At 52.6% G+C, this 14,203-nt stretch carries 7 protein-coding genes; 2 read left to right on the forward strand and 5 right to left on the reverse strand.

Annotated elements, in window-relative coordinates:
• Positions 1-31: 31 nt before the first annotated feature.
• The gene (acnB, locus tag A7Z29_RS09315; protein ID WP_085460328.1) at positions 32-2,629 is read right to left on the reverse strand and encodes a bifunctional aconitate hydratase 2/2-methylisocitrate dehydratase; all 2,598 of its coding nucleotides are present in this window, start codon (positions 2,627-2,629) and stop codon (positions 32-34) included.
• 354 nt (positions 2,630-2,983) lie between these two features.
• On the opposite strand from acnB, the gene A7Z29_RS09325 reads away from it, so the two are divergent.
• Positions 2,984-4,792 (forward strand): DUF3300 domain-containing protein, encoded by a 1,809-nt coding sequence (locus tag A7Z29_RS09325; protein WP_085460327.1) that lies wholly within the window; start codon positions 2,984-2,986, stop codon positions 4,790-4,792.
• A gap of 242 nt (positions 4,793-5,034) precedes the next feature.
• On the opposite strand, the gene lpdA is transcribed toward A7Z29_RS09325, so the two are convergent.
• From lpdA to pdhR, 4 genes are all read right to left on the reverse strand, one after another.
• Entirely contained in the window at positions 5,035-6,459 is a 1,425-nt protein-coding gene (lpdA, locus tag A7Z29_RS09335) for a dihydrolipoyl dehydrogenase (RefSeq protein ID WP_000102484.1), read from the reverse strand.
• 324 nt (positions 6,460-6,783) lie between these two features.
• Positions 6,784-8,682 carry a pyruvate dehydrogenase complex dihydrolipoyllysine-residue acetyltransferase gene (gene aceF / locus A7Z29_RS09340; RefSeq protein WP_016159377.1) on the reverse strand — a complete coding sequence of 633 codons (1,899 nt, stop codon included), beginning with the start codon at positions 8,680-8,682 and terminating at the stop codon, positions 6,784-6,786.
• 14 nt (positions 8,683-8,696) lie between these two features.
• Complete coding sequence (aceE, locus tag A7Z29_RS09345; protein WP_000003834.1) at positions 8,697-11,360, reverse strand: pyruvate dehydrogenase (acetyl-transferring), homodimeric type; 2,664 nt, start codon at positions 11,358-11,360, stop codon at positions 8,697-8,699.
• A 160-nt stretch (positions 11,361-11,520) separates the two neighbouring features.
• On the reverse strand, positions 11,521-12,285 hold the full coding sequence (pdhR, locus tag A7Z29_RS09355; RefSeq protein WP_000331776.1) for a pyruvate dehydrogenase complex transcriptional repressor PdhR: 765 nt from the start codon (positions 12,283-12,285) through the stop codon (positions 11,521-11,523).
• Positions 12,286-12,826: 541 nt separating this feature from the next.
• Here pdhR and aroP point away from each other — a divergent pair.
• Positions 12,827-14,200 carry an aromatic amino acid transporter AroP gene (gene aroP / locus A7Z29_RS09360; RefSeq protein ID WP_105290129.1) on the forward strand — a complete coding sequence of 458 codons (1,374 nt, stop codon included), beginning with the start codon at positions 12,827-12,829 and terminating at the stop codon, positions 14,198-14,200.
• Positions 14,201-14,203 lie beyond the last annotated feature (3 nt).

Here is a 14,203-nt window from a genome sequence, read left to right on the forward strand (position 1 = left end):
GTTGTTTATGCGCAGCGCGTGCGCTTACTTATTAAACCGCAGTCTGGAAAATCACCCCGTCCGCTTTTTCGGTGTACTGAGAAAGCTGGTTGAAGTTCAGATAACGGTAAGTATCAACGGCTGTTTTATCTACCTGCGCAACATAGGTCTGGTACTCTTCCGGCGTTGGCAGTTTGCCAAGAAGTGCCGCGACAGCCGCCAGTTCCGCAGAAGCCAGGAAGACGTTCGCGCCAGTACCCAGACGGTTCGGGAAGTTACGGGTAGAGGTGGAAACCACCGTCGCACCGTCTGCCACACGCGCCTGGTTACCCATACACAGGGAACAGCCAGGTATCTCGATACGCGCACCGCTCTTACCGAAGACGCTGTAGTAGCCTTCTTCGGTCAACTGCGCGGCGTCCATACGGGTTGGCGGTGCCACCCACAGGCGGGTCGGCAGCTGGCCTTTATGCGCATCCAGCAGTTTACCAGCGGCACGGAAGTGACCGATGTTAGTCATGCAAGAACCGATAAACACTTCGTCGATCTTCTCGCCCTGTACCGCAGACAGCGGACGTGCGTCATCCGGGTCGTTCGGTGCACAGAGGATAGGTTCTTTGATATCAGCCAGATCGATGTCAATCACCGCTGCATATTCCGCATCCGCATCGGCTTCCAGCAGCTCAGGATTCGCCAGCCATTTTTCCATGCCCTGAATACGACGTTCCAGGGTACGACGATCGCCGTAACCTTCCGCGATCATCCACTTCAGCAGGACGATGTTGGAGTTCAGGTATTCGATGATCGGTTCTTTGTTCAGCTTGATGGTACAACCGGCAGCAGAACGCTCGGCAGACGCATCGGTCAGTTCAAATGCCTGCTCAACTTTCAGATCCGGCAGACCTTCAATTTCCAGGATGCGACCAGAGAAGATGTTTTTCTTGCCTTTCTTCTCAACGGTCAGCAGACCTTGTTTGATCGCATACAGCGGAATGGCGTGTACCAGATCGCGCAGGGTGATTCCCGGCTGCATCTTGCCTTTGAAGCGCACCAGAACAGATTCCGGCATGTCCAGCGGCATGACGCCAGTTGCGGCAGCAAATGCCACCAGACCAGAACCCGCCGGGAAAGAGATACCGATCGGGAAACGGGTATGGGAGTCACCGCCAGTACCGACGGTATCCGGCAGCAGCATACGGTTCAGCCAGGAGTGGATTACGCCGTCACCCGGACGCAGCGACACACCGCCACGGTTCATAATGAAGTCCGGCAGCGTGTGGTGTGTGTTAACGTCAACCGGCTTCGGATAAGCCGCAGTGTGACAGAAAGACTGCATCACCAGGTCAGCCGAGAAGCCCAGGCACGCCAGGTCTTTCAGTTCATCACGAGTCATTGGGCCGGTGGTGTCCTGAGAACCGACCGAAGTCATTTTCGGCTCACAGTAAGCGCCCGGACGAATGCCTTTAACGCCACAGGCACGCCCCACCATTTTCTGCGCCAGCGAGAAGCCGCGATCGCTCTCAGCGACATCTTTCGCCTGACGGAAAACATCGCTGTGCGGCAGGCCAAGTGCTTCACGCGCTTTGGTGGTCAGGCCACGACCGATAATCAGCGGAATACGGCCGCCAGCACGCACTTCATCAATCAGCACGTCGGTTTTCAGTTCGAAGGTCGCCAGCAGTTCGTTGGTTTCGTGGTTACGCACTTCACCTTTGTACGGATAAACGTCAATCACGTCGCCCATGTTCAGGCTGGAAACGTCCACTTCAATTGGCAACGCACCGGCATCTTCCATCGTGTTAAAGAAGATTGGTGCAATTTTACCGCCGAGGCACAAACCACCGCCGCGTTTGTTCGGCACATGTGGAATATCATCGCCCATAAACCACAGTACGGAGTTAGTGGCGGATTTACGCGAAGAACCAGTCCCTACAACGTCACCCACGTAGGCCAGCGGGAAACCTTTTTGTTGCAGAGCTTCGATCTGTTTGATCGGTCCAACAACGCCTGGCTGGTCTGGCTCGATGCCTTCACGGGCGTTTTTCAACATCGCCAGGGCGTGCAGTGGGATATCCGGACGCGACCATGCATCCGGTGCCGGAGAGAGGTCATCGGTGTTGGTTTCACCGGTCACTTTGAAGACGGTAACGGTCAGTTTTTCAGCCAGCGCCGGGCGATTCAGGAACCATTCGGCATCTGCCCAGGACTGCATAACCTGCTTCGCATATTTGTTGCCGGCTTTGGCTTTCTCTTCTACGTCATAGAAGTTATCGAACATCAGCAGCGTATGAGACAGTGCTTTGGCGGCAATTGGCGCCAGTTTGGCATCGTCCAGCGCATCGATCAGCGGATGAATGTTGTAACCACCCTGCATGGTGCCCAGCAGTTCAATGGCTTTTTCTGGAGTCAACAGTGGGGATTTGGCTTCGCCTTTCGCGATAGCAGCAAGGAAACCAGCTTTTACATAGGCGGCTTCATCGACGCCAGGGGGAACACGGTTGGTTAACAGATCTAACAGGAATTCTTCTTCGCCCGCAGGCGGGTTTTTCAGCAGCTCTACGAGCGCGGCCATTTGGTTTGCATCCAGGGGCTTGGGCGCAATCCCCTCAGCGGCACGCTCAGCTACGTGCTTACGGTATTCTTCTAGCACGACGGTTCTCCTCGCTCTCATTGTCATAGTGCGGCAGGCGATTCTCTTCACGCTCCTGTGAGACAGCAGTTTGTAGGGTAAATGCCCAGTACCGCAACGGGCAGAATAGCAGGATTTTGACGATGTGTTAATCTGTTTACAAAAAAGCAACATAAAAAAGTGGCTGAATCGTTAAGGATGGTCTAGAGATTGTTTCCCTTCGTAAAAACTTCGTTAATTCGCAGAGTGATAATCACCTTTATCAACGAATCCCAAGATTAGTCAAAATTTAAACTACCGCCTCTTTATACTCGGATTCACAGCACCTGCGGGTGGCAGTTCGCCGACCATTGCGATTTCCTTGAGATCCGAATTATGAAAATGACTTTGCCGTTTAAACCCCATGTGCTGGCGCTAATTTGCAGTGCCGGGCTTTGTGCCGCTTCCGGTGCTTTGTATGTAAAAAGCCGCACTGTGGAAACGCCTGTAGAAGCGCAAACTGTGCCTGTTGTCACTACAGCTACGCTTCCAGCAACGGTTTCCGCGCCGCCAGTAGTACCTGCCGTCGTCAAATCTACCTTCAGTACTGCGCAAATTGATCAATGGGTCGCGCCTGTCGCACTGTACCCCGATTCTCTGCTTTCACAAGTGTTAATGGCATCAACCTATCCGGCAAACGTTGCGCAAGCAGTGCAATGGTCGCACGATAATCCACTTAAACAAGGTGACGCTGCTATTCAGGCAGTAGCTGACCAGCCGTGGGATGCCAGCGTCAAATCACTGGTGGCGTTTCCACAGTTGATGGCATTGATGGGCGAAAACCCGCAATGGGTGCAAAACCTGGGCGATGCGTTTCTGGCACAGCCGCAGGACGTGATGGACTCGGTACAGCGTTTGCGTCAACTGGCGCAACAAACCGGGTCGCTGAAGTCATCAACCGAACAGAAAGTCATTACGACAACGAAGAAAGCTGTACCGGTAAAACCGGCTGTCGCGCCTTCCGCCATACAATCCAATACCGTTTCAACAGCCAGCCCCGTCATTACAGAACCTGCGCCAACCGTAATAACCATTGAGCCAACCAATCCGGATGTGGTTTATATTCCCAACTATAACCCAACCGTGGTTTACGGGAACTGGGCCAATTCCGCGTATCCGCCGGTTTACCTGCCGCCGCCAGCCGGAGAGCCGTTTGTTGACAGCTTTGTGCGCGGTTTCGGCTACAGCATGGGCGTTGCTACTACATACGCGTTATTCAGCAGCATCGACTGGGATGACGACGATCATGACCATCATCATGACGATGATGATTATCATCACCACGATGGCGGTCATCGTGACGGCAACGGCTGGCAACACAACGGTGACAACATCAATATTGACGTCAACAATTTCAACCGCATCACCGGTGAGCATCTTACTGATAAGAATATGGCATGGCGGCACAATCCAAACTACCGTAATGGTTTGCCTTATCATGATCAGGATATGGCAAAGCGGTTTCATCAAACCGATGTCAGTGGCGGCATGAGCGCCACGCCGCTTCCTGCACCGTCGCGCGACAGTCAGCGTCAGGCGGCGGCAAGCCAGTTTCAGCAACGAACACACGCCGCACCAGCCATTACGCGAGATACGCAACGTCAGGCTGCGGCACAACGGTTTAATGAAGCGGAACACGATGGCAATTATGAAGATTTTCGCGAGTTCAGCCGTCGCCAACCACTGACCCAGCAGCAAAAGGATGCCGCTCGTCAGCGTTATCAGTCGGCCTCACCTGAACAGCGCCAGGCGTTCCGTGAGAGAATGCAAACTAACCCGCAGAACCAGCAGCGAAGAGATGCAGCGCGTCAGCGTATTCAGTCCGCTTCACCTGAGCAGCGCCAGGCAGTCCGCGAGAAAATGCAGACTAACCCGAAGAACCAGCAGCGAAGAGATGCAGCGCGTGAGCGTATTCAGTCCGCATCACCAGAGCAGCACCCACTCAACCAACAGCAACGTGATAACGCCCGCCAGCGTATTCAATCGGCATCTCCTGAACAACGTCAGGTTTTTCGGGAGAAAGTTCAGGAGAACCGCCCGCAACGTCTAAACGACAGTAACCGTACTGCCAGGCTGAATAACGAGCAACGGTCTGCGGTACGTGAACGGTTGTCTGAGCGTGGAGCAAGAAGACTGGAAAGATAAATTGCAGGCGTAAAAAAAGCGGCGTTGTTAGCCGCTTAAGACTGATGACAAACATCGAATCGCCCGATGCGCAAGTTTATCGGGCCTACACGACACCTGCAATATATTGAATTTGCATGATTTTGTAGGCCAGATAAGGCGTTTACGCCGCATCCGGCATCAACAACGAGCACTTTGTCAACAATCTGAAGCGGCCAGAATAGCCGCTTCTTAATTTGCCGGATGTTCCGGCACACGAAGAATTACTTCTTCTTCGCTTTCGGGTTCGGCAGGTCAGTGATGCTACCTTCGAATATTTCTGCCGCCAGACCCACAGACTCATGCAGAGTCGGGTGCGCGTGGATGGTCAGCGCGATGTCTTCCGCGTCACAACCCATTTCGATTGCCAGACCGATTTCACCCAGCAGCTCACCGCCGTTAGTACCGACAATTGCACCACCGATCACACGGTGAGATTCTTTGTCGAAAATCAGTTTGGTCATACCGTCTGCGCAGTCGGAAGCGATAGCACGACCAGAAGCAGCCCACGGGAAGGTGGCGGTTTCGTAGCTGATGCCTTTCTCTTTCGCTTCTTTCTCAGTCAGACCTACCCATGCAACTTCTGGTTCGGTATAAGCGATGGACGGGATAACTTTCGGATCGAAGTAGTGTTTCTTACCTGCGATAACTTCAGCAGCAACGTGACCTTCGTGAACACCTTTGTGTGCCAGCATCGGCTGACCGACGATATCGCCGATAGCAAAGATGTGCGGTACGTTAGTACGCAGTTGTTTATCAACGCGGATGAAGCCACGGTCGTCCACTTCCACGCCTGCTTTACCTGCGTCGAGGTTTTTACCGTTCGGCACACGACCAATCGCTACCAGCACGGCATCGTAACGCTGCGGTTCAGCCGGTGCTTTTTTGCCTTCCATCGTCACATAAATACCGTCTTCTTTCGCTTCAACGGCAGTAACTTTGGTTTCCAGCATCAGGTTGAATTTCTTGCTGATACGCTTGGTGAAGACTTTAACGATGTCTTTGTCAGCCGCAGGGATAACCTGGTCGAACATTTCAACCACGTCAATCTGTGAACCCAGCGCGTGGTATACGGTTCCCATTTCCAGACCGATGATACCACCACCCATAACCAGCAGACGTTCTGGTACTTCTTTCAGTTCCAGCGCGTCAGTGGAGTCCCAGATACGCGGATCTTCATGCGGAATAAACGGCAGTTGGATCGGGCGAGAACCCGCTGCGATGATCGCGTTATCGAAGTTGATCACGGTTTTACCGTTCTCACCTTCAACTTCCAGGGTGTTCGCCCCGGTGAATTTACCCAGACCGTTGACCACTTTGACTTTGCGGCCTTTCGCCATACCAGCCAGACCACCGGTCAGCTGATTGATCACTTTCTCTTTCCAGGTACGAATCTTGTCGATATCGGTTTTCGGTTCACCGAAGACGATACCGTGTTCAGCCAGAGCTTTGGCTTCTTCGATAACTTTCGCTACGTGCAGCAGTGCTTTAGAAGGGATACAGCCGACGTTCAGGCAAACACCGCCGAGGGTGTTGTAGCGTTCTACGATTACGGTTTCCAGACCTAAATCAGCGCAACGGAAGGCAGCAGAATAACCTGCGGGGCCTGCCCCAAGTACCACGACCTGAGTTTTGATTTCAGTACTCATCATGACCTCTATTTATTTATCTCCGGCGGTCATACCCGTCGTCTTTCAGGCCGCAGCGGCGTTAGCTTCACGCCCTCACCCCAGTCACTTACTTATGTAAGCTCCAGGGGATTCTGGCGCTTGCTACCTTGCTGCACCCAGAAATCCATAGGGTATGTGAAGTAATACCCTAACCACCACCGGGTCGTTCTATCCGTCGGTATTTTACAAAATTGTTAACAATTTTTAAACAACAAACGGCAACCGATTTGTCTATTCGCTAATAATCTCAATATATTCATGAGATTACCAGAAAAAAGCCGGCCGATGGGCCGGCTCTTTTATTTACATCACCAGACGGCGAATGTCAGACAGCGTGTTGTTAATGATGGTAATGAAACGGGCACCATCAGCACCGTCGATCACGCGGTGGTCGAAGGAGAGAGAGATCGGCAGCATCAGACGCGGCACGAACTCTTTACCATTCCACACCGGCTCCATCGCGGACTTAGAAACGCCGAGGATAGCCACTTCCGGCGCGTTCACAATCGGCGCGAAGTGGGTAGTACCCAGGCCGCCGATGCTGGAGATGGTGAAGCAACCGCCCTGCATTTCGCCCGCAGTCAGCTTACCGTCACGCGCTTTCTTAGAAATAGTCATCAGCTCGCGAGACAGCTCGATGATGCCTTTCTTGTTGACGTCTTTGAATACCGGAACAACCAGACCGTTCGGGGTATCCACCGCCACACCGATGTTGATGTATTTCTTCAGGGTCAGACGCTGACCGTCCTCCGACAGCGAACTGTTGAAGCGAGGCATCTGCTCAAGTGCCGCAGCAACGGCTTTCATGATGAAGACAACTGGGGTTATCTTCACATCCAGCTTACGTTTCGCTGCTTCTTCGTTCTGCTGTTTACGGAACGCTTCCAGCTCGGTGATATCGGTTTTGTCGAAGTGGGTAACATGCGGGATCATCACCCAGTTACGGCTCAGGTTAGCACCAGAGATTTTCTGGATACGGCCCAGTTCCACTTCTTCGATTTCACCAAACTTGCTGAAGTCCACCTTCGGCCACGGCAACATGCCAGGGATACCACCGCCAGTCGCCGCCGGAGCTGCTTCTGCACGTTTGATAGCTTCTTTCACGTAAGCCTGAACGTCTTCGCGCAGGATACGACCTTTACGGCCAGTGCCCTTCACTTTCGCCAGGTTAACGCCAAACTCGCGTGCCAGACGGCGGATCAGCGGAGTCGCGTGAACGTAAGCGTCATTTTCAGCAAATTCAGATTTGCCTTCCGCTTTCGCAGCCGGTGCTGCTGCCGGGGCTTCAGCTTTTGCTGCCGGAGCCGGCGCTGCCGCTTCCTGTTTCGCCGGAGCTGCCGCAGGCGCTGCGCCTTCAACTTCGAAGATCATAATCAGCGAGCCAGTTTTCACTTTATCGCCAACGTTGACTTTCAGTTCCTTCACGACGCCCGCGAACGGAGCCGGAACTTCCATAGAGGCTTTGTCGCCTTCTACGGTGATCAGTGACTGTTCAGCGGCAACTTTGTCGCCCACTTTCACCATCACTTCGGTCACTTCAACTTCGTCACCGCCGATATCCGGAACGTTAACTTCTTTCACGCCAGCCGCTGGCGCAGGTGCTGCTGCCGGAGCTGCTTCCTGTTTAGCCGCCGGAGCCGGAGCTGCCGCACCTGCTTCACCCGCAACTTCGAAGATCATAATCAGCGAGCCGGTAGACACTTTGTCGCCAACGTTCACTTTGATCTCTTTCACGGTGCCTGCAAACGGCGCCGGAACTTCCATAGAAGCCTTGTCGCCTTCTACGGTGATAAGCGACTGTTCAGCTTCAACTTTATCGCCCACTTTCACCAGGATTTCGGTCACTTCGACTTCGTCGCTGCCGATATCCGGAACGTTAACGTCTTTTGCCGCCGCTGCCGCTGGTGCTGCTGCCGGAGCGGCTTCTTTCTTCTCTTCTGCCTGAGCAGGTGCAGCGTCAGCTGCACCGTCGGCGGAATCGAAAATCATAATCAGTGCGCCGGTCTGGGTTTTGTCGCCAACAGAGACTTTGATCTCTTTAACGATACCCGCCTGCGGAGACGGTACTTCCATAGAGGCTTTGTCGCCTTCTACGGTGATCAGCGACTGTTCGGCTTCAACTTTGTCGCCCACTTTGACCAGGATCTCGGTGATTTCAACTTCATCAGCCCCGATGTCCGGTACTTTGATTTCGATAGCCATTATTCTTTTACCTCTTACGCCAGACGCGGGTTAACTTTTTCTGCATCGATGTTGAATTTGGCGATTGCGTCAGCAACCACTTTCTTATCGATTTCGCCACGTTTAGCCAGTTCGCCCAGCGCCGCAACCACTACGTAGGAAGCATCAACTTCGAAGTGGTGACGCAGGTTCTCACGGCTGTCGGAACGACCGAAGCCATCAGTACCCAGTACGCGATAGTCGTCAGCCGGTACGTAAGTACGGACCTGCTCAGCGAACAGTTTCATATAGTCGGTAGATGCCACTGCCGGAGCGTCATTCATCACCTGAGCGATATACGGAACGCGCGGTGTTTCCAGCGGGTGCAGCATGTTCCAGCGTTCACAATCCTGACCATCACGCGCCAGCTCGGTGAAGGAGGTCACGCTATAAACGTCAGAACCTACGCCGTAATCTTTCGCCAGGATCTCTGCCGCTTCACGGACGTGACGCAGAATAGAACCGGAGCCCAGCAGCTGAACTTTACCTTTGCTACCTTCAATGGTTTCGAGTTTGTAGATACCTTTACGGATACCTTCCTCAGCACCTTCCGGCATTGCCGGCATGTGGTAGTTTTCGTTCAGCGTAGTGATGTAGTAGTAAACGTTCTCTTGTTTTTCACCGTACATACGCTCCAGACCGTCATGCATAATGACAGCAACTTCGTAAGCGTAAGCCGGGTCGTAAGAGATACAGTTCGGGATAGTCAGCGACTGAATGTGGCTGTGACCATCTTCGTGCTGCAGACCTTCACCGTTCAGGGTGGTACGACCGGAAGTACCGCCGATCAGGAAGCCACGCGCTTGCTGGTCGCCAGCCGCCCAGCACAGATCGCCGATACGCTGGAAGCCGAACATCGAGTAATAGATGTAGAACGGAATCATCGGCAGGTTGTTGGTGCTGTAAGAGGTCGCCGCTGCCAGCCAGGAACAACCTGCGCCCAGCTCGTTGATCCCTTCCTGCAGAATCTGACCTTTCTCGTCTTCTTTATAGTAAGCAACCTGCTCGCGGTCCTGCGGGGTGTACTGCTGACCGTTCGGGCTGTAAATACCAATCTGACGGAACAGGCCTTCCATACCGAAAGTACGCGCTTCATCGGCGATGATCGGCACCAGGCGGTCTTTGATCGACTTGTTCTTCAGCATCACGTTCAGGGCACGAACGAAAGCGATAGTGGTAGAAATCTCTTTGCTCTGCTCTTCCAGCAGCGCGCCGAAGTCTTGCAGGCTCGGCAGCTCCAGCTTCTCGGTGAAGTTCGGCTGGCGGCTTGGCAGATAACCGTGCAGCTTCTGACGCTGAGCGTGCAGATAGGTATGCTCTTCAGAACCTTCCGGGAAGGTGATGTACGGCAGTTTTTCGATATCTGCATCAGACACCGGCACATTGAAACGGTCGCGGATGTGCCGCACGCCGTCCATGTTCATTTTCTTAACCTGGTGCGCGATGTTTTTGCCTTCAGCCGCGTCGCCCATGCCGTAACCTTTAATGGTATGAGCAAGGATTACAGTCGCTTTGCCTTTGGTTTCCTGCGCTTTCTTGAATGCGGCGTAGATTTTCTTCGGATCGTGACCGCCACGGTTCAGAGCCCAGATCTGCTCGTCAGTCCAGTCTGCAACCAGTGCTGCAGTTTCCGGATATTTACCGAAGAAGTGTTCACGAACATACGCACCATCTTTCGATTTGAAGGTCTGGTAGTCGCCGTCAACGGTTTCGTTCATCAGCTGGATCAGTTTACCGCTGGTATCTTTACGCAGCAGTTCATCCCAACGGCTACCCCACATCACTTTGATCACGTTCCAGCCAGCACCTTCGAAGATGCCTTCCAGTTCGTTGATGATCTTGCCGTTACCAGTTACCGGGCCGTCAAGACGCTGCAGGTTACAGTTGATAACGAAGACCAGGTTATCCAGTTTTTCACGGGTAGCGATGGTAATCGCACCTTTGGATTCCGGTTCGTCCATTTCACCGTCGCCGAGGAACGCGTAAACGGTCTGTTTAGAGGTATCTTTCAGGCCACGGTGTTCCAGATATTTCAGGAATTTAGCCTGGTAAATAGCACCAATCGGACCCAGACCCATAGATACGGTCGGGAACTGCCAGAATTCCGGCATCAATTTCGGGTGCGGATAGGAAGAGAGGCCATTGCCGTGAACTTCCTGACGGAAGTTATCGAGCTGCTCCTGAGTCAGACGACCTTCCAGGAAAGCACGAGCGTAAACGCCCGGGGAGATGTGACCCTGGAAGTAAACCAGGTCGCCGCCATCCTGCTCGTTGCGTGCACGGAAGAAGTGGTTAAAGCACACATCATAAATGGTTGCGGAAGACTGGAAGGATGCCATGTGGCCGCCCAGTTCCAGATCTTTTTTGGATGCACGCAGAACCGTCATGATGGCGTTCCAGCGGATAGCTGAACGAATACGGCGTTCCAGTTCCAGATTACCCGGATACTCCGGTTGTTCTTCAACGGGGATGGTGTTGATGTAGTTGCTGACGCCGGTGCCTGCGGCTACGTTGACTCCGCCTTTGCGGGCTTCAGCAAGCAGTTGGTCGATCAGATACTGAGCACGCTCAACACCTTCTTCACGGATGACCGATTCGATCGCCTGGAGCCAGTCGCGAGTTTCGATCGGATCCACGTCATTTGGGAAACGTTCTGACATGGGTTATTCCTTATCTATCTAATAACGTTGAGTTTTCTGGAACCTGTCCCATTGAACTCTCGCCGGAAAGCTCAATAAGACAGGTTCTACGTTTAGTTGCCGCGCTTTTATATGCGCTTGATTTACAACATCTTCTGGCTAATTTTCACCAGAAAAATCACTAATTCTTTCGTTGCTCCAGACGGCGCAGAGAACGCTCACGGCGACTCTCTTCACGGCTTCTGTCGAGCAAAATTTCTTCGATAAAGGCCAGATGGCGATGTGATGCTTCGCGCGCTTCTTCCGGCTTACCGGCCATAATCGCTTCGAATATGCGGGTGCGGTGACTACTCACCAGCGGCAGCATCTCGCGACGCGAATAGAGCAATTCGAAGTTCTGACGGACATTCTGAGCCAACATCGGCTCCATACACCTTAGCAGATGAAGCAAAACCACATTGTGGGCCGCTTCGGTGACGGCAATCTGATACTGGAGTACGGCGTTTGATTCCGCGTCCAGATCGCCAGACTGCTGCGCCAGCTCTATGGCGTGATGGAGTTCACGGATGCGTTCCTTGTCTTCATCGGTACTACGCAGCGCGGCGTAATAAGCGGCGATACCTTCCAGGGCGTGTCGTGTTTCGAGCAAGTCATACTGTGATTCAGGATGGTCGGAGAGCAGCTCCACCAGCGGATCGCTGAAACTTTGCCAGAGGCTGCTCTGGACAAAAGTGCCGCCACCCTGGCGACGAAGCAACAAGCCCTTCGCTTCGAGACGTTGAATCGCCTCACGCAAGGAGGGACGGGAGACGTCGAACTGTTTCGCCAGTTCGCGTTCCGGTGGGAGTTTTTCGCCCGGACGAAGTGTGCCTTCGAGGATCAAAAACTCCAGTTGCTGCTCAATCACATCGGAGAGTTTTGGTTGGCGGATTTTGCTGTAGGCCATGAGTTCCTGTCTTAAGCCACTTGCCGAAGTCAATTGGTCTTACCAATTTCATGTCTGTGACGCTAAAGTAACAAAGTATTCACCTCATGTCCATACAGGTTTTGATTGAAATCATGAAACTGTGCACATTTTAACAACTTGACACATATGACGTTTCAAAGTTGTAACTATGCACAAATGTAGACTTTACGTGAGCAATGGTTTTTTTAACGTTTATTAAACTATAAAAATCCGAATTGAACCGATTCACTTACCAATTTTTCGATTTTTAATGCCATTAAAATGAATTTATATTCATTTATTGCGGTGGGGGTGTTTCGGGGCTTCCCTTTACAAACGATTTCTTTTTAGGCAACTCATCTTCAACCTGGCATAAAGCGAGTGCATTCGCTGCCGCATACCATTATTCTTGATCTGACGGAAGTCCCTTTGTAACAATTCAAACGCCTTTGATGTAAACAAATTAATACAACAAACGGAATTGCAAACTTACACACGCATTACTGCGTAGATCAAAAAAACAATCACCGCACGAGGTTTCATGATGGAAGGTCAACAGCACGGCGAGCAGCTAAAGCGCGGCCTTAAAAACCGCCATATCCAGCTTATCGCGCTGGGTGGCGCGATAGGAACCGGGCTATTCCTGGGAAGCGCCTCCGTAATACAGTCCGCAGGGCCAGGGATTATCCTGGGTTACGCTATTGCCGGTTTTATCGCCTTTCTGATCATGCGTCAGTTAGGTGAAATGGTGGTCGAAGAACCGGTAGCAGGCTCCTTCAGCCACTTTGCTTATAAATACTGGGGCAGCTTTGCTGGTTTCGCCTCTGGCTGGAACTACTGGGTACTGTACGTTTTAGTTGCCATGGCAGAGCTTACTGCCGTCGGCAAATACATTCAGTTCTGGTATCCGGAAATCCCCACCTGGGCTTCGGCCGCCGTATTCTTTGTGGTGATCAACGCCATCAACCTGACCAACGTTAAAGTGTTTGGCGAGATGGAGTTCTGGTTTGCCATTATCAAAGTTATCGCGGTGGTGGCGATGATCATCTTCGGTGGCTGGCTGCTGTTTAGCGGCAACGGTGGCCCGCAGGCGAGCGTTAGCAACCTGTGGGATCAAGGTGGCTTCCTGCCGCACGGCTTCACCGGGCTGGTGATGATGATGGCGATTATTATGTTCTCGTTCGGCGGTCTGGAACTGGTGGGCATCACCGCAGCAGAAGCAGATAACCCGGAGCAAAGTATTCCCAAAGCGACTAATCAGGTTATCTACCGCATCCTGATTTTCTACATTGGTTCCTTAGCCGTTCTGCTCTCCCTGATGCCGTGGACGCGCGTTACCGCCGATACCAGTCCGTTTGTGCTGATCTTCCACGAGTTGGGCGATACTTTTGTAGCTAACGCCCTGAATATCGTGGTGTTGACGGCGGCGCTTTCGGTTTATAACAGTTGCGTCTACTGCAACAGCCGTATGCTTTTCGGTCTGGCACAACAAGGAAACGCACCGAAAATGCTCGCTTCCGTCGATAAACGCGGCGTACCGGTAAACACCATTCTGGTCTCTGCGTTGGTTACGGCATTGTGCGTACTGATTAACTACCTTGCCCCAGAGTCCGCATTCGGACTGTTAATGGCGCTGGTGGTTTCCGCTCTGGTAATCAACTGGGCGATGATTAGCCTGGCGCATATGAAATTCCGTCGCGCCAAACAAGCACAAGGCGTGGTAACTCGCTTCCCTGCCCTACTCTATCCACTTGGTAACTGGATCTGCCTGCTATTTATGGCGGCGGTACTGGTGATTATGCTGATGACGCCGGGAATGGCGATTTCGGTTTACCTGATCCCGGTATGGCTGCTCGTGTTAGGCATCGGCTATCTGTTTAAAGAGAAAACCGCAAAAGCCGTAAAAGCGCATTAATTT

The organism is Escherichia sp. MOD1-EC6842, from assembly GCF_002965705.1.
In the GTDB taxonomy this organism is placed as follows: Bacteria; Pseudomonadota; Gammaproteobacteria; order Enterobacterales; family Enterobacteriaceae; genus Escherichia; species Escherichia ruysiae.